Annotated in this window: 20 protein-coding genes and 1 pseudogene; 8 read left to right on the top strand and 13 right to left on the bottom strand. The window is 73.3% G+C overall.

Going from position 1 to position 23,085, the window contains the following annotated elements:
* Nucleotides 1-175: 175 nt before the first annotated feature.
* On the bottom strand, nt 176-1,072 hold the full coding sequence (locus IH48_RS0122375) for a DMT family transporter (protein ID WP_051840361.1): 897 nt from the start codon (nt 1,070-1,072) through the stop codon (nt 176-178).
* Between IH48_RS0122375 and IH48_RS0122370 the strand changes: the two genes are divergently transcribed.
* A complete protein-coding gene (locus tag IH48_RS0122370) occupies nt 1,071-2,522 on the top strand; it encodes a PLP-dependent aminotransferase family protein (RefSeq protein ID WP_037842931.1) in 1,452 nt (483 codons plus the stop codon). The two genes, IH48_RS0122375 and IH48_RS0122370, sit on opposite strands and share 2 nt — an antisense overlap.
* A gap of 138 nt (nt 2,523-2,660) precedes the next feature.
* Here IH48_RS0122370 and recQ read toward each other — a convergent pair whose 3' ends face one another.
* Both recQ and IH48_RS0122360 read right to left on the bottom strand, forming a co-directional pair.
* Entirely contained in the window at nt 2,661-4,493 is a 1,833-nt protein-coding gene (gene recQ, locus IH48_RS0122365; protein WP_037843011.1) for a DNA helicase RecQ, read from the bottom strand.
* 594 nt (nt 4,494-5,087) lie between these two features.
* Nucleotides 5,088-6,101: a helix-turn-helix transcriptional regulator gene (locus IH48_RS0122360; RefSeq protein ID WP_030907468.1), complete on the bottom strand. Its 1,014-nt coding sequence runs from the start codon at nt 6,099-6,101 to the stop codon at nt 5,088-5,090.
* Nucleotides 6,102-6,240: 139 nt separating this feature from the next.
* On the opposite strand from IH48_RS0122360, the gene IH48_RS0122355 reads away from it, so the two are divergent.
* Nucleotides 6,241-6,765 (top strand): ATP-binding protein, encoded by a 525-nt coding sequence (locus tag IH48_RS0122355; protein WP_030907465.1) that lies wholly within the window; start codon nt 6,241-6,243, stop codon nt 6,763-6,765.
* Nucleotides 6,766-6,820: 55 nt separating this feature from the next.
* Nucleotides 6,821-7,345, top strand: coding sequence for a hypothetical protein (locus IH48_RS0122350; protein WP_030907463.1), 525 nt, complete (start codon nt 6,821-6,823; stop codon nt 7,343-7,345).
* A gap of 122 nt (nt 7,346-7,467) precedes the next feature.
* On the opposite strand, the gene IH48_RS0122345 is transcribed toward IH48_RS0122350, so the two are convergent.
* The 5 genes from IH48_RS0122345 to IH48_RS0122325 all read right to left on the bottom strand — a co-directional run bounded on the left by IH48_RS0122345 (nt 7,468) and on the right by IH48_RS0122325 (nt 11,221).
* Nucleotides 7,468-8,475: a zinc-dependent alcohol dehydrogenase family protein gene (locus tag IH48_RS0122345; protein WP_030907460.1), complete on the bottom strand. Its 1,008-nt coding sequence runs from the start codon at nt 8,473-8,475 to the stop codon at nt 7,468-7,470.
* Nucleotides 8,476-8,612: 137 nt separating this feature from the next.
* Nucleotides 8,613-8,957: an ArsR/SmtB family transcription factor gene (locus IH48_RS0122340; RefSeq protein WP_030907458.1), complete on the bottom strand. Its 345-nt coding sequence runs from the start codon at nt 8,955-8,957 to the stop codon at nt 8,613-8,615.
* Nucleotides 8,958-9,088: 131 nt separating this feature from the next.
* The gene (locus IH48_RS0122335; protein ID WP_030907455.1) at nt 9,089-9,865 is read right to left on the bottom strand and encodes an alpha/beta fold hydrolase; all 777 of its coding nucleotides are present in this window, start codon (nt 9,863-9,865) and stop codon (nt 9,089-9,091) included.
* 152 nt (nt 9,866-10,017) lie between these two features.
* Entirely contained in the window at nt 10,018-10,230 is a 213-nt protein-coding gene (locus tag IH48_RS0122330) for a hypothetical protein (protein WP_030907453.1), read from the bottom strand.
* A gap of 127 nt (nt 10,231-10,357) precedes the next feature.
* Entirely contained in the window at nt 10,358-11,221 is an 864-nt protein-coding gene (locus IH48_RS0122325) for a helix-turn-helix domain-containing protein (RefSeq protein WP_030907450.1), read from the bottom strand.
* Nucleotides 11,222-11,342: 121 nt separating this feature from the next.
* On the opposite strand from IH48_RS0122325, the gene argC reads away from it, so the two are divergent.
* The 5 genes from argC (at nt 11,343) to IH48_RS0122300 (ending at nt 16,253) form a co-directional block, all read left to right on the top strand.
* Nucleotides 11,343-12,371, top strand: coding sequence for an N-acetyl-gamma-glutamyl-phosphate reductase (gene argC, locus IH48_RS0122320; RefSeq protein WP_030907447.1), 1,029 nt, complete (start codon nt 11,343-11,345; stop codon nt 12,369-12,371).
* Complete coding sequence (gene argJ / locus IH48_RS0122315) at nt 12,368-13,540, top strand: bifunctional glutamate N-acetyltransferase/amino-acid acetyltransferase ArgJ (protein ID WP_030907444.1); 1,173 nt, start codon at nt 12,368-12,370, stop codon at nt 13,538-13,540. The genes argC and argJ overlap by 4 nt, the downstream gene beginning before the upstream one ends.
* On the top strand, nt 13,537-14,454 hold the full coding sequence (argB, locus tag IH48_RS0122310) for an acetylglutamate kinase (protein ID WP_030907441.1): 918 nt from the start codon (nt 13,537-13,539) through the stop codon (nt 14,452-14,454). The genes argJ and argB overlap by 4 nt, the downstream gene beginning before the upstream one ends.
* Nucleotides 14,455-14,543: 89 nt before the next feature.
* Nucleotides 14,544-15,701, top strand: a complete 1,158-nt coding sequence (locus tag IH48_RS0122305) for an acetylornithine transaminase (RefSeq protein WP_051840406.1) — start codon at nt 14,544-14,546, stop codon at nt 15,699-15,701.
* A gap of 15 nt (nt 15,702-15,716) precedes the next feature.
* Nucleotides 15,717-16,253: an arginine repressor gene (locus tag IH48_RS0122300; RefSeq protein ID WP_030907435.1), complete on the top strand. Its 537-nt coding sequence runs from the start codon at nt 15,717-15,719 to the stop codon at nt 16,251-16,253.
* On the opposite strand, the pseudogene IH48_RS37500 reads toward IH48_RS0122300, so the two are convergent.
* The 5 genes and pseudogenes from IH48_RS37500 to IH48_RS0122280 form a co-directional block, all read right to left on the bottom strand.
* Nucleotides 16,222-16,941, bottom strand: a pseudogene (locus IH48_RS37500) (transposase); the annotation flags it as partial. The gene IH48_RS0122300 and the pseudogene IH48_RS37500 overlap by 32 nt on opposite strands.
* Nucleotides 16,942-16,950: 9 nt before the next feature.
* Entirely contained in the window at nt 16,951-19,092 is a 2,142-nt protein-coding gene (locus IH48_RS0122295) for a WD40 repeat domain-containing serine/threonine protein kinase (protein WP_158710335.1), read from the bottom strand.
* A 483-nt stretch (nt 19,093-19,575) separates the two neighbouring features.
* On the bottom strand, nt 19,576-20,544 hold the full coding sequence (locus IH48_RS0122290; protein WP_030907430.1) for a PfkB family carbohydrate kinase: 969 nt from the start codon (nt 20,542-20,544) through the stop codon (nt 19,576-19,578).
* Complete coding sequence (locus IH48_RS0122285; RefSeq protein WP_051840359.1) at nt 20,541-22,058, bottom strand: purine-cytosine permease family protein; 1,518 nt, start codon at nt 22,056-22,058, stop codon at nt 20,541-20,543. Before IH48_RS0122285 ends, IH48_RS0122290 begins: the two co-directional genes overlap by 4 nt.
* Before the next feature lie 85 nt (nt 22,059-22,143).
* Nucleotides 22,144-23,070: an ADP-ribosylglycohydrolase family protein gene (locus tag IH48_RS0122280; RefSeq protein WP_420705531.1), complete on the bottom strand. Its 927-nt coding sequence runs from the start codon at nt 23,068-23,070 to the stop codon at nt 22,144-22,146.
* Nucleotides 23,071-23,085: the final 15 nt, after the last annotated feature.

Here is a 23,085-nt window from a genome sequence, read left to right as displayed (position 1 = left end):
TCACGTCGAGCCCCTCGTTGATCGGTGTCTTCCGCGGACGTCCCACCCGGGCCTCCCGGCGGCGCGGGGGCGCCTCCCCCCTCCGAGACGTTACTCCGCGCCCCCGGCGTGCGGGAGCTCAGGGAGGGGCGCGGCCGCCCGCGTGCACGCCCGCGTGACCGGTCGCTGCGGTGCGTCAGCCCCGGGCACGCTGGGTGACCGCGATGCACACCAGCACCGCCGCCGCGGCCCCCACCGCCACCGCGCTCAACCGCTCGCCGAGCAGCAGCACCGACCAGACGAGGGTCAGCAGCGGCTGCGCCAGCTGCAGTTGGCTGGCCCTTGCCACCCCGATCGCCGCCATGCCCCGGTACCAGACGTACAGGCCGCAGAACGTCGAGCCCGCCGCCACCCACACCAGGCCGGCCACGCCGTGCGCCGTCAGGTGCACCGGCTCGTACGCCAGCGCGAGCGCTCCCCCCGCCACCGCGAGCGGCAGGGTGGCGACGAGCGCCCACCCGATCACCTGCCAACCCGGCATCTCGCGCGCGAGGCGGCCGCCCTCCGCGTACCCGGCCGCGCACACCAGGAGCGCCCCGAACAGGTACAGGTCGGCCGTCGAGAGGGCGCCGCCGCTCTGCTGCACGGCGAACGCGATCACCACGGCGGCGCCGCCGAGCGCCGCGCACCAGAACACCTTCGACGGGTAGCGGCCGCTGCGCACCGCCGCGTACACGGCCGTCGTCAGCGGCAGCAGACCCACCACGACGGCGGCGTGCGAGGTGCTCGACGTGCCGAGCGCGAGCGTCGTCAGCAGCGGGAAGCCGATCACCGTGCCGCAGGCCACCGCCGCGAGCGGGCCCCAGTAGCGGCGGGCGGGCGGCGGCACGCGCCGGGCCAGCAGGAAACCGAGGGCGATCAGCGCGGCGAGCACGGTGCGCGTCCCGACGAACGTCCACGGGCCGAAGCCCTCCAGGCCCCAGACCGTGGCGGGAAAAGTCAGCGAGAAGGCGGCCACGCCGGCACCGGCCAGCAGCGTTCCGGTGGAGACCGCTATCGGGCGGGTCGTAGTAGCGCTATCCTGTGTCGTCATGTATGAGCGTAGCAGTGTGGATGAACTGGCGACATCCTTGCGGAGTGAGCTGCACCGCTACTCTCCCGGTGGGAAGCTGCCGTCGAGCCGGGAGCTGGTCGAGCGCTACCGCGTCTCGCCGGTGACCGTGTCACGCGCGCTGGCGCGGCTCGTCTCAGAGGGCCTGGTGACCACCCGTCCCGGCGCGGGCGCCTACCGCGCGGCGTCCAGGCCCGCCTCGGCACCGCCCGTGGACACCTCCTGGCAGGAGGTCACGCTCAGCGCGGACGCGGGCGCGGACGGCGTGCCGCGCTCCGCCGACGCCTCGGGCGTGCTCGCCACGCTCGCCGCACCGCCGCCCGGAGTCATCGAGTTCAACAGCGGCTACCTGCACCCGTCGCTGCAACCCGAGCGTGCCATGGCCGAGGCGCTGGCCAGGGCCGGACGCCGTCCCGGCGCCTGGGGCAGGCCACCGGTCGACGGGCTGCCGGAACTGCGCGAATGGTTCGCCCGCTCCATCGGCGGCACCTGGACGGCGGCCGACCTGATCGTCACGGCGGGCGGCCAGGCGGCGCTGACCACCGCGCTGCGGGCGCTGGCCGCGCCCGGCGCGCCCGTGCTCGTCGAATCGCCGACCTACCCGGGGCTGCTGGCCGTCGCCAGGGCGGCCGGGCTGCGGCCCGTACCTGTACCCGTCGACGCGGAAGGCCTGCGCACGGACCTGCTGGCCGACGCCTTCCGCGCCAGCGGCGCGCGGGTCCTCGTGTGCCAGCCGCTGTTCCAGAACCCCACCGGAGCGGTCCTGTCCGCGGCGCGCCGCCCCGAGGTGCTGCGCCTGGCCCGCGAGCACGGCGCGTTCGTCGTGGAGGACGACTTCGTGCGCCGCCTCGCCCACCAGGACGCGGGCCCGCTGCCTCGCCCGCTGGCCGCGGACGACCAGGACGGCGTCGTCGTGCACGTCTGCTCCCTGACGAAGGCCACGTCGCCGAGCATGCGCGTGGGCGTGCTCGCCGCGCGCGGCCCCGCCAGGGAGCGGCTGCGCGCGATCCACGTCGTCGACACGTTCTTCGTGCCGCGCCCGCTCCAGGAGGCCGCGCTCGAACTCGTCGGCTCCGCGGGCTACCACCGCCACCTGCGCACGGTCGCCGCCGAGCTCAAAGCCCGCAGGGACGCCATGACCGGTGCGCTGCGCGCCGAACTGCCCGAGCCCGCCCTGCCGCACGTGCCCGCCGGCGGCTACCACCTGTGGCTGCGCCTGCCGGACGGCACGGGCGAGCAGGCCCTGAACACCGCCGCCCTGCGGGCGGGGGTCGCCATCGCTCCGGGCCGCCCCTACTTCGGCACGGAACCGCCCGCGCCGTACATGCGGCTGAGCTTCGCGGGCGTGACGGGGTCCGCCGAGATCGCCGAGGGCGTGCACCGGCTGCGCGCGGCGTACGAGGAGACACGCGGGCAGCGCGGCAGGGGCTAGCGGGATGCCCCCGCTCGCCCCGGGGGTGCGCGCCGGCAGTGGTGACGCGACGCGTCCGGCCCCGACGGTGGCGGGCGGCCCAGGCTGTGGCGGCGGATACCGAGGCCGGGCCGCGCCCTGCCAGGCGGGCTCGGCCCGTCAGGCGGGCTCGGCCTGCCCGGTCGCCGCGCCGAGCGCGTCGAGCACGCCCTGCCCGTACTTGGCGAGCTTGTTCTCGCCGACCCCGCTGATGCCGCTCAGCTCGCCCAGCGTCGAGGGCGCCGCCAGCACGATCTCGCGCAGCGTCGCGTCGTGGAAGATCACGTACGCGGGGACGCCCTGCTCCTTCGCCGTCGCGCCGCGCCACGCGCGCAGCGCCTCGAACACGGGCAGCGCCTCCTGCGGCAGGTCCACCGGCGCGGAGCGCGCCCGGCCGCCCCCGGCCGCGCCGCCGCCGGACCTGGCGGCCTTCGCGGCCTTCTCCGGCTCCTCGCGCAGCGTCACCTTCCGCTGCCCGCCGAGCACCTCGCCGCTGGCGTCGGTCAGCACCAGCGTGCTGTACTCGCCCTCCACGGCGAGCAGCCCCTGCGACAGCAACTGGCGCGCGACGGACCGCCAACGCGCCTCGCTCAGGTCGGCCCCGATGCCGAAGACGCTCAGCCCGTCGTGGTCGAACTGGATGACCTTGGCAGTCTTCTTGCCCAGCAGGATGTCGACGGCCTGCCCGACGCCGAACTTCTGGTTGCGCTCACGCTTCAGGCGCACGACCGTCGACAGCAGCTTCTGCGCCGGTACCGTGCCGTCCCACGACGAGGGCGGGGACAGGCACGTGTCGCAGTTGCCGCAGGGCTCGCTCTTCTGCCCGAAGTAGTCGAGCAGCCGCACCCGGCGGCACTCCACCGTCTCGCACAGCGCCAGCATCGCGTCGACGTGCTCGGACAGCCGGCGCCTGTGCGCCCCGTCGCCCTCCGACGTGTCGATCATCTTCCGCTGCTGGACCACGTCCTGGTAGCCGTAGGCGAGCCACGCCGTCGACGGCAGGCCGTCCCGCCCGGCACGGCCCGTCTCCTGGTAGTAGCCCTCCACCGACTTCGGCAGGTCGAGATGGGCGACGAACCGGACGTCCGGCTTGTCGATGCCCATGCCGAACGCGATCGTCGCGACCATCACCAGGCCGTCCTCGCGCAGGAACCGCGCCTGGTGCTCCTGGCGGACCCGCGCGTCGAGGCCCGCGTGGTACGGCAGCGCGTCGACGCCGTTCTTCACGAGGAACTCCGCCGTCTTCTCCACGGAGGCGCGCGAGAGGCAGTAGACGATGCCCGCGTCGCCCGGGTGCTCGGCGCGCAGCAGTTGGAGGAGCTGGCGCCGCGGCTCGTTCTTCGGGGCGATCCGGTACTGGATGTTCGGCCGGTCGAAGCTCGCCACGAAGTGCCGCGCGTCCTGGAGCTTCAGCCGGGACGCGATCTCCCCGTGCGTCGCCTCTGTGGCCGTCGCGGTCAGCGCGATGCGCGGCACATCGGGCCACCGCTCGTGCAGCGCGGACAGGGCCAGGTAGTCGGGGCGGAAGTCGTGGCCCCACTGGGCGACGCAGTGCGCCTCGTCGATGGCGAACAGCGAGATCGTGCCCCGCTCCAGCAGCCTGACCGTGGACTCCACCCGCAGCCGCTCGGGCGCCAGGTACAGCAGATCGAGCTCGCCGGCGAGGAACTCGGCCTCCACCAGCCGGCGTTCGTCCAGGTCCTGGGTGGAGTTGAGGAACCCGGCCCGAACGCCGAGCGCGCGCAGCGCGTCCACCTGGTCCTGCATGAGCGCGATGAGCGGCGAGACCACGACGCCGACGCCGTCGCGCACCAGCGCCGGGATCTGGTAGCACAGCGACTTCCCGCCGCCGGTCGGCATCAGCACCAACGCGTCGCCGCCGCCGACCACATGGTCGATGATCTCCTGCTGGCCGCCGCGGAACGCGTCGTAGCCGAAGACCCGGTGGAGCACTTCGAGCGCGCCGCCACGGGCCGCGTCGGCGGCCGGCGCGACGGCGTCGGCCGGTACGTCGGCGTCGGCCGGTACGTCGGCCGGTGCGTCGACGGGCTCGCCGGTCTCGTCCGGATCGATAGGGATGTCGAAGTCAGGAACGCTCACCCGGCCGAGTCTAGGGGCGGGGTAGGACAGCGGGGGCCGCTGCCCTGCCTGGCGCAGCGCCCACCGGGCCGCGGAATGGTCCGGCCCACCTCAGCCCTCACGGGACGTTGCGGGACGGTCTGCCTGGTGGCAGCGCCCGGCCTCCTGGCACGGGGTTGCCGCGGCAGCGCGTTGCCGGGCGCGCGGCCGAGGGCCCGCGTGGACGCGGACCGGGACCGAGAGGCACGCGTCGACGGCGCGTGCCGCCCCCTGCGGCGGGTGCCCGCGCCCTCCGCGGGATGACCGCATCACGGGCTCTCTCCCGGCGGCGGGCTGACGAGGCGCGCGTGGACGCCGGCGGTGGGGTGCACGCCGGGCTCCCGGTGGACGGGGCGAGGTCGGGACCTCAGGCCCGCGTCGCCCGGGAACGCGGCCACGGGCCCGCGGCCACGGGCCCGGAGCGCGTGCTCACGGCCCCGCCGGAGGCACCTCGGCGTCCGCGCAGGCAGTGAGGCGGACGGCCAGGGCCCGCACCTCCTCGCGCAGCTCATCCGGCCGCTCGATCACGAAGGGCAGGTCGAGCCGGGCGAGCAGGGACGGCACCCATTCGAGCCGCTCGGCCCGCAGCCGTACCCGCACCCATCCACCCGGGCTCTCATCCTCCGTGCCGGCCGGGATCTCCCGCACGGTGGCGATCCCCGCGGGCACCCGCGAGCGGACCTGCTCGGCCGCGCCGCGCACCCGTACCGACACCTCGTGCCGGTACGGCGCCTCGGCGAGCCCGGACAGCACCCGGCCGGCCGGGTCGAACCCGGGTGGCACCTCGAACGAGCCCGGCGCCACCCGGGCCGTCTCGATCCGGTCGAGCCGGAACGTACGCACCTCGCCGCTGGCGGAATCCGCGCCCGCCACGTACCAGCGCCCCGAGTGCGCGACGACCCCGTACGGATGCACGGTGCGCTCGCTGCGCCGCCCCTTGCCGTCGGTGTAGGCGATCTCCACCGGGCTGCGGTGCCACGCCGACTCGGCAAGCGTCAGCAGCACGCCTGTCTCCGGGACGGCCCCGGCGGCAGCGGGGCGGGGCGGCGCGGTGAAGTCGGCGGTGGCGAGCAGCGCGTCGAGCCTGCGCCCCAGAGCCTCGGGCAGCACCCGGCGGACCTTGGCCGCCGCGCTCTCGGCCGCCACGGCGGACGTGCTGACGAGACCTGCCCGCCGCCCGGCGACCAGGCCGAGCAGCACGGCAAGTGCCTCCTCGTCCGTGAGCATCAGCGGGGGCATCCGGTAGCCGGGGGCGAGGCGGTAGCCGCCGTAGCGGCCGCGCACGGACCTGACCGGGATGTCCAGGTCGATCAGGTGGTCCACGTACCGCCGCACGGTCCGCTCGTCCACGCCGAGCCGGCCGGCCAGGTCGGAGACGGTGCGGACGCCGCCGGCCTGGAGGATCTCCAGCAGGGCGAGCACGCGGGCGGTCGGTCGGGCCATGGCACGAGTATCGCGCGGATACCGGCCGGACCCCGACCGGTATGACCCCAGCCGTCCGCCGGGCTTGTGTGGCCCGAAACCGTAACGGCTTCCGGTGGCGCCCGGTCCCGCGGTAGGCGCACCGCTAGCGTCGGGCCCCATGATCGTATGGCTCAACGGCACACACGGCGCGGGCAAGACGACGACCGGCGCGCTCGTGCAGCGGCTGATCCCCCACTCGCGGGTGTTCGACGCCGAGAAGGTCGGCGAGACACTCATGGACATCACGCCGGGGCTGCCCGAGACGGACAACTTCCAGCACTGGCCGCCGTGGCGGCCGCTCGTCGTCGAGACCGCACGCCACGTACTCGGCTACACGGGCGGCACCCTGGTCATGCCCATGACCGTCCTGGTCGAGCAGTACTGGCGCGAGATCAGCGCCGGCCTTGCCCGGCATGCCATCCCGGTCAGGCACTTCGTCCTCCACGCCGACCAGGAGACCCTCCGCGCACGCATCGCGGGCGACACGGTCCTCGGCCCGGACTCACCGTTCCGCCTCCAGTACCTCGAGCCCTACGCCGAGGCGGCCCGCACCTGGCTGCACCGCGAGGCCGAGGTCGTCGACACCACGCACCTCACACCCGCCGAGGCCGCCGAGCGGATCGCGGAAGCCCTCAGAACATGAGGCACGACTGACTCCCACCGACGGTGGCCAAGCAGCGCGCCATAGGCTGCGGCTCATGGAATCGTTGATCGCTGCCGTCCGTCAGCAGGAAGACGCTGCCCGATTTCTTGCTTGGCCGGGCGACTTCGACCTGGACCGAGGCGACCACGTTGAAGAGGTGCACCTCGCCTCGGGCGCCCCACTCGAAGGGCTCGCCGGTGACGGTGCAGGCGGCACGTACTTCTTCTGCGGTGAAGGCGGCGAGGAACGTCCCATCCTCTACGCCGACTCCGAAGGAGGTGCGGCTCTGGTCGCCATCGGCCTGTCCGAGTTGGTGCGGCTGCTGCTGGTCGTTCCGTGGTGGCGCGACTGCCAGGCATTCAGGGACGAGGAGAGTCGCGAGCTCGAGGCCGAGTATCTGGAGGACATGCCGGATCTGGTGGCCCGGAGAGAGCGCGCCGCCGTAGCCCTTGGCCTCAGCCTTCCGGGCCGGGAAGAGGTCCTGGCCCGCTTGCGAGAGGTGGCTTCCCGGTCGGGAGAAGACTTCGTTCTGGTCTCCACGCCGGACGGCACCCCCTACGAGCCGCTCTTCGCACCCTGATGCGTGCCACGAACTCAGGCCGCGGCGTGACCCGTTGGGGGGCTGAGCCTCGAAGTCCGCTCATCCGGTGAGGAGTGCTGCGCCGGACTTTCCGGTGGAGGCGCGGGGCGCCGGGTGCCTGCTCAGGACCCGGCGTTGTGGCCGACGGTGACGACGATTTTGCCGACCTGGCCGCCGGCCTCCAGGTAGCGGTGGGCCTCGGCGATGTCCTCCAGCGGGAAGGTCTTGTCGACCGTGGGGGTCAGCTCGCCCTTGGCGAGGCCGTCCGCGACGAAGGCAACCGCTTCTGCGCGGCGCTGGTCGTCGGCGGTGATCTCGAAGAGCCGGAGTCCGCGGATGGTGAGGTGCTTGAAGAGGAGCTCACCGACGTTCAGCGGTGTGGGCGTGCGGTCCAGGACACCGTAGACAACGATGACGGCGCCCTGCGCGGCGGCGGAGACCAGGTCGGCGAGGGCCGTTCCGCCGACGGGGTCGAAGACGACACGGGCGCCCTCGCCGCCGGTCAGCTCCCGCACGCGGGCCGGGACGTCCTCCTCCGCTGTGGCGATGACCGCGTCGGCACCGGCGTCCAGGAGCTGCCGGCGCTTGGCGCTGGTGCGGGTCAGGGCGACGGCGCGGGCGCCGGTCCTGTGCGCGATCTGGATGGCCGCGAGGCCGACGCTGCTGGAGGCGGCGGAGATCAGGACGGTGTCGCCGGGTCGGACGCCGGCGACACCCACCAGGCCGCCGTAGGCGGTGACGAACTGCATCCACACCGAGGCCGCCTCCTCGAAGGAGAGCCGCTCGGGGTGGGCGACGACCGCGCGGGCGGGGACGAGGACCGCCTCACCGTGCACCGGGTAGTCGGTCATGGAGAAGGAGGGCACCACGCTGACCGCGTCACCCACGCTCAGCCCGTGCACGCCCTCTCCGAGGGCCTCGACCACTCCGGCGGCCTCGTAGCCGATCCCGGAGGGGAAGACAGGGTCGATGCCGTACTGACCCAGACGGAACATCGATTCCGCCCGATTGAGACCGAGCGCCCGGGTGCGGATCAGCACCTCACCAGCGCCCGGCTCGGGAACGGGGACCTCTTCCAGACGCAGGACTTCGGGTCCACCGGTCTGATGGAAACGGACGGCGCGATTCATACGCAACTCCTTGACGGAGGGCTGATACGGAATCAACCGGCGTTGGCCGGTCTCGTCGTGCAGCCTGCCCCAAAGTTCGATGGTCGTCAAATTTTGACATCCGTCGAAGTGTGTACCTTGGTGGCCGCTCGGCCGCGTCAGGTTCGAGTCGCCTCCGCGGCGGAAGCCGTCATGACGGCCCGCAAGAGGCCGGGGAAGCGCTCCTCCATGTCCGCGGCGCGCAGTGCGTTCAACTTCGTCGTCCCCACGTAGTACTGGCGGATCACGCCGGCCTCGCGCAACACGTTGAAGTGGTGCGTCAGCGTCGACGGCGACACCGGCGTCTCGAACGTCCCGCAACTCATGTCCTCGTCGGCGCCGGCCAGCTGCGCCACCAGCGTGCGGCGTACGGGCTCCACCAGCGCCTCCAGGATCTGCTGCAGGGAAACGTCCGCCAGGTCGGGATGGTCCACCGTTCGTGGGGCGGTGCGGGGGCGGGCCACGGTGACTCCTTGGAAGCGCTGCAACGGACTCGCTCAACGCTACGACAGCCGTCAAAGCGGGCGCCCGTCGCTCCCGTGCACCTCCGCTGTGACGGAGCGCTTGAGCCGGCGGCCGGGTGCAACGCGCAGCGTTACCGCGCCGGGAGGCGGCGGATGAGCTCCAGGAGCAGGGTGCAGAACGCGGCGGGCTGTTCCAACGGCGCGAGGTGCCCTGCGGCGGGGATGACCACGGGCTCGCCCGCGTCGAGGTCGCGGGCCAGTCCCTCGCCACCCTCGAAGAAGTCGGGCATGTCGTGTTCGCCGACGCCGACCAGGGCGGGAGCGGTCAGTGTGCGCAGCGCCGCCGCTCCCTCGCCGAGCGGGTCCGCCGCCAGCGGCGGCTCGCCGTGGGCCAACTGCCGGGTGAGTTGGCCGCGGAGCATACGGGCCGTGTGAGCGCGTACTTCGTCGGTCGCGCCGGCCGAGGTCCACGCCCCGACGCCGGCTGTCACCGCCGCGTCCAGGTCTCCGGCGGCGAGAGCCGTCCTTTCTGCGTCCCAGGCGGCTTCCAGACGAGGGGAGGCCGGCTGGTCGTGGGGCCGGTACCCGACGAGCAACAGGCCCTCGACCCGCTCGGGCGCCGTGACGGCGGCCTGGAGCGCCACCAGGGCGCCAAGGGAGTTCCCGGCCAGGACGAAGCGGTCTGCCCCGAGGTGGGCGAGCGTGTCGAGTACATCGGTCCAGGGGGCCACTTCACGGTCTTCGGGCAGGCCCGCGTCGCCGTGGCCGGGCAGGTCCAGCGCGATGGCCCGCACGCCCGCATCGGCGAGCAGCGGAAGGTGGGCGCCCCACATGGTGCGGTCGGTGGGACGCGCGTGCAACAGGACCACGGGGCGGCCCCGGCCCATCTCGTCGGAGGGCAGCAGCATGGCAAGCTTCTTTCTTCGGTGGGAGCAGTCGTGAGGAGCGGGAGCAGGAGCGGGAACAGGGGGCGGGAGACGGAAAGGGAGCGGGCCGCCCAGCCAGGCGCGCCACCTGCGACGGGCCGGCGTGCCGGGTGGTCGCGATCCGGCCGACCGGCTCACCGGCGGCGACCGGTGCTCAGCGGCCTGAAGCCGATGCCGTGGCGGGTGTAGTGCTCCAGGATGTCGGCACGGCCGGGCGCCCGGCCGGTGGCGATCTCCACGATTGCGCGGATCCGCTCGATCCGGCCGACGGTGGCCCGGGACGGTCCGATCATGATGATCTTGCGCTCGTCCTGGAGTCTTTTCGGCTCGCAGACCTGGTCCTCCAACGGGACCCCAGGTACTCGGGGCGCCCGACCCGGCGCCCACGGGTCGGGCGCATGGCGCCAAAACCGGGACGGGCGGCTTTCCCGCCGGCTGTCCCGGAGGCGCCGACGGCCTCGGCCAGTGGCGCGGTCATGATCGGAGTTCTTCTGCCGCGGGATCGGCCTGGTCCGCCAGGGTCGCTTCCCGCTCGGACAGCCGACCGAGCAGGATCAGTGCGTCGGCGCCGGCACTGCCGGGTTCCGCGCTGTAAACGGACAGGTGCTGTCCGGGGGCGCTGGTGACGGCGAGCGCCTCGAAGTGCAGGCGTATCTCCCCCACCCGCGGGTGCCGGAAGTGCTTGTCCTCGTGCGTACGGGGACGCACCTCGTAGCGTGCCCACAGGCCCGTGAAGGCGGGGCTGCGCACGCTCAGTTCGCCGACGATCCGCTCGATGCGCCCGTCCTGCGGGAACTGCGAGGAGGACGCCCGCAGGTTGCCCACCGCGGTCCTCGCCGCGTGGTCCCAGTCGGCGTAGAACTCACGCGCGAAGGGATCGAGGAAGATCATCCGCAGCAGGTTGTCATACCGGGCGAAACCGCGGTACAGCTCGCGCGCCATCGCGTTGGCGGCCAGCACGTCCTGCGCCGCGCCGACCACGAAGGCAGGCGCATCACGCATGCCGTCCATCAGCCGCAGCAACTCGGGGGCGACGGTCGCCGGGGCAGCCGGCGTCCCGACGACGGACAGGCCCAACCGGAAGAGGTGGGCGCTCGCCGCGTCGTCCAGCCGCAGTGCCCCGGCGATCGCCCGCAGCACCTGCTCGGAGGGGTGCCGCTCGCGGCCCTGCTCCAGCCGGATGTAGTAGTCGGTGCTCATCCCGGCCAGCAGCGCCACCTCATCACGCCGCAGCCCCGGCACCCGCCGGGGCCCGTCGTCGGGCAGGCCGACGTCCGCCGGTGCCACCGCCGCACGACGGGCGCGCAGGTAGTCACCGAGTTCGTTCTCACTTTCCATGCCGACCACGCTATTCGCGGACGGTCGCCGGGGCGTGGGTGCGCTGCACCCACCCGCCGCGACTCGTTGCATAAAACTGCATGGATACGTATAGTCATGCCCTTGAGGGAAGGGATGTCCGATGTCTGTACGTGTGGCAGTGGCCGGCGCGAGCGGGTACGCCGGGGGTGAGGTCCTGCGCGTCCTGCTCGGGCATCCGGAGGTGGAGATCGGGGCCGTCACCGGCAACAGCAACGCCGGGCAGCGGCTCGGTGCGCTGCAGCCGCACCTGCTGCCCCTCGCCGACCGCGTACTCGGCGGGACGACCGCCGAGATGCTCGCCGGGCACGACGTCGTCTTCCTCGCGCTGCCGCACGGGCAGTCGGCCGCCGTCGCCGAGCAGCTCGGCGCCGCCACGCTCGTCGTCGACATGGGCGCCGACTTCCGGCTGCGCGACGCCGCCGACTGGGAGCGCTTCTACGGTTCCCCGCACGCCGGGACCTGGCCCTACGGGCTGCCGGAACTGCCGGGTGCCCGCGCCGCGCTGGAGGGGTCCAAGCGCGTCGCTGTGCCCGGCTGCTACCCCACGGCCGTCACGCTCGCGCTGTTCCCGGCGTACGCGGCCGGACTCGCCGAGCCCGAGGCCGTGATCACCGCCGCGTCCGGCACGTCGGGCGCGGGCAAGTCCGCCAAGCCGCACCTGCTCGGCAGCGAGGTCATGGGGTCGATGTCCCCCTACGGCGTCGGCGGCGGCCACCGGCACACGCCGGAGATCACGCAGAACCTCAGCGGCGTCGCGGGCGAGCACGTCACCGTCTCCTTCACCCCGACCCTCGCCCCCATGCCGCGCGGCATCCTCGCCACCTGCTCGGCGAAGGCGCGTCCAGGCACGACCGCCGAGACCGTCCGCCAGGCGTACGAGAAGGCGTACGCGGACGAGCCGTTCGTGCACCTGCTGCCCGAGGGCCAGTGGCCCGCCACCGCGTCCGTGTACGGCTCCAACGCCGTACAGGTCCAGGTCGCCCACGACCCCCACGCGGACCGCGTCATCGCCACCAGCGCCATCGACAACCTCGCCAAGGGCACCGCGGGCGGCGCCGTGCAGAGCATGAACATCGCCCTCGGACTCCCCGAGGACACCGGACTGACCACGATCGGAGTCGCGCCTTGAGCGTCACCGCACCGAAGGGATTCGCCGCTGCGGGCATCGCCGCGGGGATCAAGCAGAGCAGCGCTCCCGATCTGGCACTCGTCCACAACCAGGGGCCGCGCCGCGCCGCGGCCGGGGTCTTCACCTCCAACCGCGTCAAGGCCGCGCCCGTGCTCTGGTCCGAACAGGCCGTGCGCGGCGGCGAGATCGCGGCCGTCGTCCTCAACTCAGGCGGCGCCAACGCCTGCACGGGCCCCCGCGGCTTCCAGGACACCCACGCCACGGCCGAAAGGGCCGCCGAGATCCTCTCCGCGCGCGGCGACGACGTCGGCGCCGGCCAGATCGCCGTCGCCTCCACAGGCCTCATCGGCGAGTTCCTGCCCATGGACAAGCTGCTCCCCGGCATCGCGACCGCCGCGGCCGCCCTGTCCGAGCACGGCGGCGAGAAGGCCGCGATCGCGATCAAGACCACCGACACCGTGCACAAGACGGCCGTCGCCACCGGGCCCGGCGGTGCCTGGACGGTCGGCGGCATGGCCAAGGGCGCGGGCATGCTCGCGCCGGGCCTCGCCACCATGCTCGTCGTGCTCACCACCGACGCCGACGTCCCCGCCGACGTGCTGGACACCGCGCTGCGCGCCGCCACCCGCACCACGTTCGACCGTGTCGACTCCGACGGATGCATGTCCACCAACGACACCGTCCTGCTGCTGGCCTCCGGCGCCAGTGGCACGACACCCGAGTACGAGCCGTTCGCCGAGTCCGTGCGCGAGGTCTGCGCCGACCTCGCACGCCAGCTCATCGGGGACGCGGAGGGCGCGTCCAAGGACATCCGCATCGAGGTCGTCGGCGCGGCGGACGAGGACGACGCCGTCGAGGTGGGCCGCTCCATCGCACGCAACAACCTGCTCAAGTGCGCGATCCACGGCGAGGACCCCAACTGGGGCCGCGTGCTGTCCGCGATCGGCACGACCGGCGCGGTGTTCGAACCCGACCGCCTCGGCGTCGCCATCAACGGCGTCTGGGTCTGCAGATACGGCTCGATCGGTGAGGACCGCGACCAGGTCGACATGCGCTTCCGCGAGGTGCGCGTCACCGCCGACCTCGCCGCGGGCGACGCGTCCGCCGTCATCTGGGCCAACGACCTGACGGCCGACTACGTCCACGAGAACAGCGCGTACAGCTCATGAACGCGCGCAGGCACACCGCGCTGCCGAAGGCGCAGACCCTGGTCGAGGCGCTGCCCTGGCTCGTCCGGCACAACAACAAGGTCGTCGTCGTCAAATTCGGCGGCAACGCCATGGTCGACGACGACCTGAAGGCGGCCTTCGCGCAGGACGTCGTCTTCCTCAGGCAGTCCGGCCTCAAGCCGGTCGTCGTGCACGGCGGCGGCCCCCAGATCAGCGCCGCGCTCGACCGGCACGGCCTCGTCAGCGAGTTCAGGGCCGGCCTGCGCGTCACCACGCCCGAGGCCATGGACGTCGTGCGCATGGTGCTCGCCGGCCAGGTCCAGCGCGAACTGGTCGGTCTGCTCAACGCGCACGGCCCGCACGCCGTCGGCCTCACCGGCGAGGACGGCCACACCATGACGGCGACCAAGCACCGGCCCCGCATCGAGGGCGAGCGGGTCGACATCGGGCGGGTGGGCGAGATCAGCGGCATCGACACCGGCCTGATCACGACCCTGCTGGACGACGAGCGCATCCCCGTCGTCTCGTCCATCGCGCGCAGCGCCGACGACCACCACGTCTACAACGTCAACGCGGACACCGCGGCCGCCGCGCTCGCCGTCGCCCTCGGCGCCGAGATGCTGGTCGTGCTCACGGACGTCGAGGGCCTCTACGAGGACTGGCCGAACAGCGACGACGTCATCAGCCGCCTCACGGCGACCGAGCTGGACAAGCTCCTGCCCGAGCTGTCCAGCGGCATGGTCCCGAAGATGCGGGGCTGCCTCGACGCCGTGCGCGGCGGCGTCTCGACGGCCCGCGTGATCGACGGCCGCGTGCCGCACTCGATCCTGCTGGAGATCTTCACCGACGAGGGCATCGGCACGATGGTCGTGCCGGACGACATGCCCGCAGCGACAGGAAGGGACGCGCAGTGAGCGCCGACACCACCGCCGACCGCACAACCGCCACGCTCGGCGAGGCGGCCAACGGCGGCGCCCGCCTCGCCGAGCGCTGGCGCGGCGTCATGGCGGACAACTACGGCACCCCCGCGCTCTCGCTCGTGCGCGGCGAGGGCGCCACCGTCTGGGACGCGGACGGCACCGCGTACACGGACTTCGTCGGCGGCATCGCCGTCAACGCGCTCGGCCACGCGCACCCCGCCGTCGTCGAGGCCGTGACCCGGCAGATCGGCTCCCTCGGGCACGTGTCCAACCTGTTCATCGCCGAGCCTCCGGTCGCGCTCGCGGAACGCCTCGTCGAGCTCTTCGGCCGGCCGGGCCGCGTCTACTTCTGCAATTCGGGCGCCGAGGCGAACGAGGCCGCGTTCAAGATCGGCCGCCTCACTGGCCGCACGCACATGGTGGCCACCACCGGCGGCTTCCACGGCCGCACCATGGGCGCGCTAGCGCTGACCGGCCAGGAGGGCAAGCGCGCGCCGTTCGCGCCGCTGCCCGGCGACGTCACGCACGTGCCGTTCGGCGACGCGGACGCGCTGCGCGCCGCCGTCACCGAGGACACCGCGCTCGTGATCATCGAACCCATCCAGGGCGAACTGGGCGTCGTCGTCCCGCCGGAGGGCTACCTGCGCGCGGCCCGCGAGATCACCCGCGCCACGGGCACGCTGCTGGTGCTCGACGAGGTGCAGACCGGGGTCGGGCGCACGGGCCACTGGTTCGCGTACCAGGCGCACGAGGGCGTGGACCCCGACGTTGTCACCCTCGCCAAGGGCCTCGGCGGCGGGCTGCCGATCGGCGCGGCCGTCGCGTTCGGCCCGGCGGCCGATCTGCTGAAGCCGGGGCAGCACGGCACGACGTTCGGCGGCAACCCCGTCGCGTGCGCCGCCGGGCTCGCCGTCCTCGACACGCTCGCCGGCGGTGGGGCGCTGGAGCGGGTCGGCCGCCTCGGAGAGCGGCTGCGGGGCGGCGTCGAGGGGCTCGGCCACCCGCTGGTCTCCCATGTCCGCGGCGCCGGCCTGTTGCTCGGTATCGTGCTCACCGAGCCTCTCGCACCACGGGTGCAGCGGGCCGCTCAGGACGCCGGGTTCCTCGTGAACGTGCCCGCGCCCGACGTCGTGCGGCTGATGCCGCCACTCGTCGTGGGCGACGCCGAGATCGACGGTTTCGTGCGGGCGCTGCCCGGCGTGCTCGACGCGGCGACGGAGCAGCAGGAGCCGACGAACTGAGATGAGACGACGACGATGAGCGAGCCGCAGCAGCAGGCCGGTCCCTCCCTGCCCCAGACGAGAATGGCCCGGCACCGCCGGATCGTGGACATCCTGGGCAGGCAGCCGGTGCGCTCGCAGAGCCAGCTGGCGCGGCTGCTCGCCGAGGACGGCCTGACGGTCACCCAGGCGACGCTCTCCCGCGACCTGGACGAGCTGGGCGCGGTGAAGATCCGCAACGCCGGCGGCGAGCTCATCTACGCGGTGCCCAGCGAGGGCGGCTTCCGCACGCCGCACGCGCCGCTGGGGGAGTCGGTGAAGGAGGAGCGGATGCGCCGCCTGGCCGGCGAACTGCTCATCTCGGCGGAGGCGTCCGCGAACCTCGTGGTGCTGCGCACGCCCCCTGGCGCCGCGCAGTTCCTCGCCTCGGCCATCGACCAGGCGGAGCTCGGCGACGTGCTGGGGACCATCGCGGGCGACGACACGCTGATGCTGATCAGCCGCGACCCGACCGGCGGCCAGGCCCTCGCCGACCACCTGCTCAAACTGGCCCAGACGGGCCGCGAACGCTGATCTTGTTCTTCTTGAGGGTCTTGGGGCGTTTGACGGTCTTGCCGACGTCGTAGCGGTGTGCCGGGTGTTCGTTCCTGCCGCCGGGTGGCTGTCCGGGCCCGGTGCCTGTGGGTTTGGGCACACGGGCCGGGCCGAGGAGCCGGGCGAGCCGGAGCCGAGTGCCTGCCGGAAGCGGGCCACGTCGTCCGGAGCGACGCCGGTCTTGGAGGACCGTAACCACGGTGGCGGAGCATCTCGTTCCTTCGACTGGTGTTCGACCTTCAGGCGCGTCAACGTGCCTTCGACCAGGGGAAGTCCATCGTCGTGGTCGAGCCGGGGGGACTCGGTCCCGTCCCATGCCCGGGTTGCGGCCTCGGGCCAGGTCTCCGGCTTGGTGAAGCGGAATTCCGGACCGTGCTTCGGCGGCCGACCGCGCAGGACCCAGGCCAGGCGGGTGACGTCGTAGCCGGCATCGCTGACGGTCACGATGCCCGGGTCCCCGGCCTGCCACTGGCCGGCGGTGACCGCGGTCGCGTCGTCCGTCGGGCCGAGCCGGACCGCGTCCAGGATCGCAGTCCATGACGTGGCGCCCGGCTCCAGCATGGCCACGAAGGAGTAGGGCCGGCCCGGGATGAACGGCGAGGCCGTCTTCGCCCGGCCATGGGCAGAACAGCCACTCCGCCGAACACGGCGCGCCCGGCCGGCACCATCCTCGAGGTCAGTGTGCGTGCAGGTTCCACAGCTTCACGGTGCCGTCGTCGTAGCCGGCGGCCAGTGTCTTGCCGTCGGGGCTGACAGCCACCGACTTGACTATGAAGTCGTCGGGGGCGGTGAGGGTGGCGGTGGTCTTGCCGGTGGTCAGGTTCCACAGTTTCACGGTGCCGTCGTCGTAGCCGGCGGCCAGGGTCTTGCCGTCGGCGCTGAAAGCCACCGAGAGGACCGTGAAGGGGTTGACGGTGTCGACGGGGTGGGCGGTGAGGGTGTGGGTGGTCTTTCCGGTGGAAAGGTTCCACAGTTTCACGGTGCCGTTGTAGTTGGTGGCGGCCAGTGTCTTGCCGTCGGGGCTGAAGGCCACCGAACCGGACACACCGCAACGGTCGGGGCCGGGGCCGATGAAGGTGTGGGTCTTGCTGGTGGTCAGGTTCCACAGCTTCACGGTGCCGTCGCCGTCGTCGGCGGCCAGGGTCTTGCCGTTGGGGCTGAAGGCCACTGAACCGACGACGCCACAGTTGTCGGGGCCGGGTCCGGTGAGGGTGTGGGTGGTCTTTCCGGTGGCCAGGTTCCACAGCTGCACGGTGCCGACGTTGCCTGTGGCCAGGGTCTTGCCGTTGGGGCTGAAGGCCACCGAACCGACCGTGACGGTGCTGTCGGGAGCGGTGAGGGTGTGGGTGCTCCTTCCGGTGGCCAGGTTCCACAGCTGCGCGGCGAAGGACTGGGTGCCTGCGGCCAGTGTCCTGCCGTCGGGGCTGAAAGCCACCGACTTGACTATGAAGTCGTCGGGGGCGGTGAGGGTGTGGGTGGTCTTTCCGGTGGCCACGTTCCACAGCTGCACGCCGCCAAGCCCGTGGCTGGCGGCCAGGGTGTTGCCGTTGGGGCTGAAGGCCACTGAGCCGACTGAGCCGGCGCCGGGTCCGGTGAGGGGAGCGGTAAGGACTACGGGGCTTGATGGAGAGCCGGGGCTTGCCGGAGAGCCGGAGCTTGATGGAGGGCCGGGACTTGGTGGAGAGCCGGGGTGCGCCATCAGCGCCGCCAGTCCGCCGGCCAGCGCGGCCGCAGTGATGAATACGCGACGGAGGACGGTACGGCGCGTCACCAGCCTTCGCCCTGGCGGCTGTTGAGCCGACCCTCCCGGTCCCGGGGTGGGGTGGCGCGAGTCTTGGCGGCGGCCTGAGGACGGCGTGCCTGTCCTGGATTGCGTTGGCGGTGGCTTCGCGATCGTCATGCGGTCGCCGGCTGTCCGGGTGGGTTCGCCCTCGGGCGGGGCAGGGGTACCGGGTCGGTCTGGGACGGTGGGCGTGTGCGGGGCGGGTACTGGCTGGGGGGCGGGGCCGAGTGCGTGCAGGCGCCGGGCGGTGGTCTCGGCCGTGGGGCGCTGGCCGGCGTCGCGGGTCAACAGTTCGGCGAGGAGGCCGGCCAGGGGACCGGCGTGGGCGGGCGCCGGCAGGGGGCGGGTGAGGATGGCGGTGATCAGGGCCCTCAGGCCGTCCCCGGTGTAGGGGGGCCGGCCCTCCACGGCGGCATACAGAGTGGCACCCAGCGCCCACAGGTCCCCGGAGGCTGCGACCTTTTGGCCGTTGAGCTGCTCGGGCGGCATGTACTGCGGGGTGCCGAGCACGGTGCCCGGAGAGGTCAGGGTGGAGTCCGAGTCCAGGATTCGGGCGATGCCGAAGTCGGTGAGGACCGCGCGGTCGCCTTCCATCAGGATGTTGTCCGGTTTGAGGTCGCGGTGCACGACGCCGCGGGCGTGCGCGTGCGCGAGTGCTTCGGCGACCTGCGCCCCCAGGGCGGCGGCCCGTGGCCACTGCAGTCGGCCCCGTCGGGCGATGAGGGTGGCCAGGGACGGCCCGGAGAGGTGTTCCATGACGATCCACGGGGTGCCGGCGTGGTCGATGACGTCGTGGACGGTGACGATGCCGGGGTGGTGCAGCCGGGCTGCGGCCTCTGCCTCGGTCCGGTTGCGGCGGATGAGGCGGGCTCGGTCCTCGGCCGGCAGGTCCGGGGCCAGCAGGACTTGCTTGACGGCGACCCGGCGGCCCAGCACCTCGTCCTCGGCCCGCCAGACCCGGCCCATACCGCCCTGGCCGATCACCTCGACCAGGCGGTAGCGTCCGCCCACCCGTTCCCCGCCTGCCACGGTCACACCCGGAACCCTACCCATCCGTGCGGGGCCTGGCGCGCGAATGGGAGTCGTTCGGAGAACGGCTGCGGTGACCGTTCCTCGAACGCTTGCGCAAAGCTCCCATTCCGGACCGACAGCCCTTGACCTGCTACTGCGGGGTTCAGACCCCGGCGCGCCGGAGTGACGTCTCGCCCCGACGCGACAGTGTCCGTCAGGCGGCGGGGCGCTGCGGCGCTCGGCCGGGGCCCGACCGGCGGACGGATCCGGCGGGCGCCTTCCGCGCGCCGCTCCCGTATCCGTTCCGGGGCAGGCGTCAGGCGACAGGGTGTGCCAGGCCGAGTGGCCCGGGGCCGCGAGGGGGCGGGACCTGCCAGGTTGGGCGACCCGGCCATCGGCGCCCCGCGCCAACCGGGCCGTGCAGCCGCCGGGGCGCGGGTGTCGGGTACGCCGCGCCGCCGGGTGGCGGGGAACTTCGCCGGCCGCGCGGAGGCGGACGGGCGGGCGTTACCCGCCCAGGAGCGCCGCCACGTCGTCCGCGCCCGCCGACCGTGCGAACGCGGTCAGTTCCGTGCGCGTCGGGGCCGTCGCCGGGCCGCGGCGGGCGACCGCGTACGCCGCCGCCGCGTTGGCCGCGCGCGCCGCGTCCGCCGGGGCCGCGCCCTCGCCGAGCAGCGCGAGGAACGCCCCCACATGGGCGTCGCCCGCGCCGTTGCTGTCCACGGCCTGAACGGGGAACCCCGGCACATGCACGGGGGACGAGCCGTCCGGCGGGGCCAGCCAGCAGCCGTCCTTGTCCGCGCGTACGAGGACCCCGGCGCCCGGCGCCAGCCGCTCGCGCAGGGCGGCTGCCGCCGCCCCCGGGGCGTCGAGGCCCGACATCAGCCGCGCCTCGCGCCCGTTCGCGCTCAGCCAGTCCGTGCGCGCGAGCACAGGACCGAGGACTTCGGCCGGGATGTCGGCGACCAGCGGCGCCGGATCCAGGCACACCGTGACGTCCGCGGGCAGGCCCGCCGCGAACGACGAGAGCAGCGGTCCGTTCACCGGCATCACGAGGCCGTACCCGGACACCTGCACCAGGTCCCCGGCCTCCACCTGCGCCGAGACGGCCGCCATGTCGGCCGCGGTCATCTCGGCGTCGACGCCGAAGCTCGTGACGAACGTCCGCTCGCCGCCCGCGTCCACCAGCGCCACCGTGAAGCCGGTGTCGCCGTCCGTGCGGGGCGGCAGCAGCACCCGCACGCCCTCCGAGGCGAGCGCCGCACGCACCAGGTCGCCGTGGGGACCCGTGCCGTGCAGCCCGGCAAACACTGTGGGCGCGCCGAGCCGCCCCGCCGCGACGAGCGTGTTGAAGCCGCCGCCCGCCGTCACCTCCGTACGCGTGCCGATGACGTCGCCGCCGCGCTCGGGCAGCGCGGGCACCTCGATCACCAGGTCCGCGATGACGTTCCCCGCGAGGAACAGCCGCCCGCTCACCGCCCGGACCCGGCGGCCTCGCGAGCGGACGCGTCCGGCGCGTCCGGCGGCGCGAGTGAGGGACGCCGGCCGAACACGGCGTACACCAGCGCGCCCACGGCCATGGAGATCGCCCAGCCGAGCCCGTTGTCACCGAGCCACGTGTGCGCCCAGGGGCCCGCGAACCACACGTCGTCCGCGCTCGTCGACGCCTCGGTGAACAGCAGCCCCATCACGATGGCGGCCGCCCAGGCGGCCACCGCGGGCAGGTGGAAGCCGCCGTGGTACCAGTACCGGCTCGTGCGGGACGTGTCCATCAGCGCCTTCGAGTCGTAGCCGCGGCCGCGCGCCGAGTCGACGAGGATCACGCCGACCCACGCCGAGATCGGCACGGCGAGCAGCGTGAGGAACGTCGAGAACGGGCCGTAGAAGTCCTTGGCGATCAGCATGAAGTAGATGCCGCCGAGGAACATCAGCACCACGTCCACGGTCACCGCCCAGTGCCTGCGCACCCGCAGCCCCAGCGTGAGCATCGTCAGCCCGGCCGAGTACGTCGAGAGGTGGTTCGACATCAGCAGCCCGCCGAACGCGGCGATCAGGTACGGCACGGCCATCCACGACGGCAGCATGCCGTTGATCGCGGCCACCGGGTCGGACGCGCTCGCCAGCGTGGAGTCGCCCGCGGACAGCAGCGAACCCAGCGAGATCAGCAGGACGAGCGGGATGCCGGCGCCGAACGCGGACGCCGTCACCAGCCTGCCGCCCGGAATGGAGCGCGGCAGGTAGCGGGCGTAGTCCGCGCCCGCGTTCGCCCAGCCGATGCCGGTGCCGGCCGCGATGAAGCCGACGCCGGCGACGACGCTGCTGACGGGGCCCGCGTGCACGCCGAGCACCTTGTCCCAGTCGACGGTCGCGACGAGGAAGCCCATCACGATCAGGTTCAGCACGCCGAAGACGACCGTGGCCCATTTGTTGATCCACATGATCGTCGCGTGGCCGAGGCCGCTGATCAGCAGCGTGCAGCCGATGAAGACCAGCAGGCTGATGACCGTCAGCACGGTGTTCTGATGCCAGCCGAAGATCCACTGGAAGAGCGCGAGCAGCGCGTACGCCGCGGTCGTGGTCGAGATCGTCTCCCAGCCCACCCGGCTCAGCCAGCTGATCAGCGTCGGCCCCGCATTGCCCCGCTGGCCGAACACCGCGCGCGAGAGGGTCAGCGCGGGCGCGCCGCCCTTCTTGCCCGCCAGGCTGAGGACGCCCACCAGCGCGAACGACCCGACCGAGCCGATCACGGCGACGAGTATCGCCTGCCAGATGTTCAGTCCGCGGAATGCGACGAGCGTCGCGCCGAGCGGCAGCCCGAGGATCGAGATGTTGGCCGCGAACCACGTCCAGAACATCTGGCTCGCGTGGCCGTGCCGCTCCTCGTCGGGCACGGGTTCGATGCCGCGCGTCTCGATGGCGCCGACCCGGTCGCCCGCGATCTCTTCTGCCGTGCCGGTACCGACCTGATCGTTCGTCGTCGAAGCGGTCATGGCGGAACCTCCTTGCCTCTTACGGAGGGACGGGTGCCGCGCCGGGAGCGTGGGCGCGCCCGGGCGGTGTGGGTGGGTGCGCGGTTCAGCGCAGCGCGAGCAGGCGCTCCACGAGGGGCTCGAGCTCGAGTTCGTTGACGGTCCGCAGGGTGTCCACGGCCTCGCCGGGCAGCGCGCGCAGCCCGGCCACCGACCCGGCCACCGCGCCGGCGATCGCGCCGATCGTGTCGCTGTCGCCGCCGAGGTTCGCCGCGAGCAGGCAGCTGCGCCACGGGTCGCCGTCCGCGATCGCGAGGACCGCGAACGCGGCCGGCACCGACTCCTGGCTTGCCACGCTCGTACCGACGAGCGAGCACACCAGGTCGAGCGCCTGCTCCTCGGGCACGCCGTCGACAAGCCCGGACGCCCACTCGATGCGCGACGCGATGTCCGCGCCGGCGATCCAGTGGCCGCGCTCCGCGCCCGCCCTGGCCGCCCCGACCGCGGCGGTCACGGCGTCCTCCAGGGTGCCACCGCCGACGCCCGTGCTGACGGCCGCCGCGACCGCGGCCGCTCCCGCGATGCCGATCGTGGTGTCGTGCGTCACCTGGCAGGACTCCGCGACCCGGTCGAGGAACGCGCCGGGCGGCTCGGCCGCGAAGGCGATGCCGACCGGCGTGACCCGCATGGCCGCCCCGTTGGTCGTGCCGTACCGTCCGGCCTCCTCCACGGGTACGCCGCGCGCCACCGCGTCGAGCGCTGCCTTGGTGGAGGGGCCGAGCAGGTCGAAGGAGCCCTTCGCCTTCATCTCCTTCTCCCAGTCGAGCAGCTCGTGCGCGAGGCGCAGCGGGTCGATGTGCCCGGCGCCCTCCGCGAGGAGCCGAGCGACGATCACGGCCTGGTCGGTGTCGTCGGTGACCGAGCCCGCGGGCATCCCGGCGCTCACCGGGTTGCCGGGGCCGGCAGGCGCGAAGCCGGTGAGCGTGCCGTAGGCGCGTACGACGTCGCGGCGCGACATGATCTGCGTGGGCATGCCGAGTGCGTCGCC

It is taken from the genome of Streptomyces sp. NRRL F-5126 (assembly GCF_000721265.1).
GTDB lineage: Bacteria > Actinomycetota > Actinomycetes > Streptomycetales > Streptomycetaceae > Streptomyces.
The sequence above is the reverse complement of the archived record's forward strand: the minus strand, read 5'-3'. Positions and strand labels throughout refer to the sequence as shown.

Bases quoted from the DNA above. Each gene is read 5' to 3' on its own strand.
- argC (WP_030907447.1), top strand. From the start codon at position 11,343: ATGTCTGTACGTGTGGCAGTGGCCGGCGCGAGCGGGTACGCCGGGGGT.
- IH48_RS0122375 (WP_051840361.1), bottom strand. From the start codon at position 1,072: ATGACGACACAGGATAGCGCTACTACGACCCGCCCGATAGCGGTCTCC.
- IH48_RS0122325 (WP_030907450.1), bottom strand. From the start codon at position 11,221: ATGGAAAGTGAGAACGAACTCGGTGACTACCTGCGCGCCCGTCGTGCG.
- IH48_RS0122350 (WP_030907463.1), top strand. From the start codon at position 6,821: ATGGAATCGTTGATCGCTGCCGTCCGTCAGCAGGAAGACGCTGCCCGA.
- IH48_RS0122370 (WP_037842931.1), top strand. From the start codon at position 1,071: ATGTATGAGCGTAGCAGTGTGGATGAACTGGCGACATCCTTGCGGAGT.
- IH48_RS0122360 (WP_030907468.1), bottom strand. From the start codon at position 6,101: ATGGCCCGACCGACCGCCCGCGTGCTCGCCCTGCTGGAGATCCTCCAG.
- argB (WP_030907441.1), top strand. From the start codon at position 13,537: ATGAACGCGCGCAGGCACACCGCGCTGCCGAAGGCGCAGACCCTGGTC.
- IH48_RS0122335 (WP_030907455.1), bottom strand. From the start codon at position 9,865: ATGCTGCTGCCCTCCGACGAGATGGGCCGGGGCCGCCCCGTGGTCCTG.
- IH48_RS0122285 (WP_051840359.1), bottom strand. From the start codon at position 22,058: ATGACCGCTTCGACGACGAACGATCAGGTCGGTACCGGCACGGCAGAA.
- IH48_RS0122300 (WP_030907435.1), top strand. From the start codon at position 15,717: ATGAGCGAGCCGCAGCAGCAGGCCGGTCCCTCCCTGCCCCAGACGAGA.
- IH48_RS0122305 (WP_051840406.1), top strand. From the start codon at position 14,544: ATGGCGGACAACTACGGCACCCCCGCGCTCTCGCTCGTGCGCGGCGAG.
- IH48_RS0122355 (WP_030907465.1), top strand. From the start codon at position 6,241: ATGATCGTATGGCTCAACGGCACACACGGCGCGGGCAAGACGACGACC.
- IH48_RS0122345 (WP_030907460.1), bottom strand. From the start codon at position 8,475: ATGAATCGCGCCGTCCGTTTCCATCAGACCGGTGGACCCGAAGTCCTG.
- IH48_RS0122280 (WP_420705531.1), bottom strand. From the start codon at position 23,070: ATGCCCACGCAGATCATGTCGCGCCGCGACGTCGTACGCGCCTACGGC.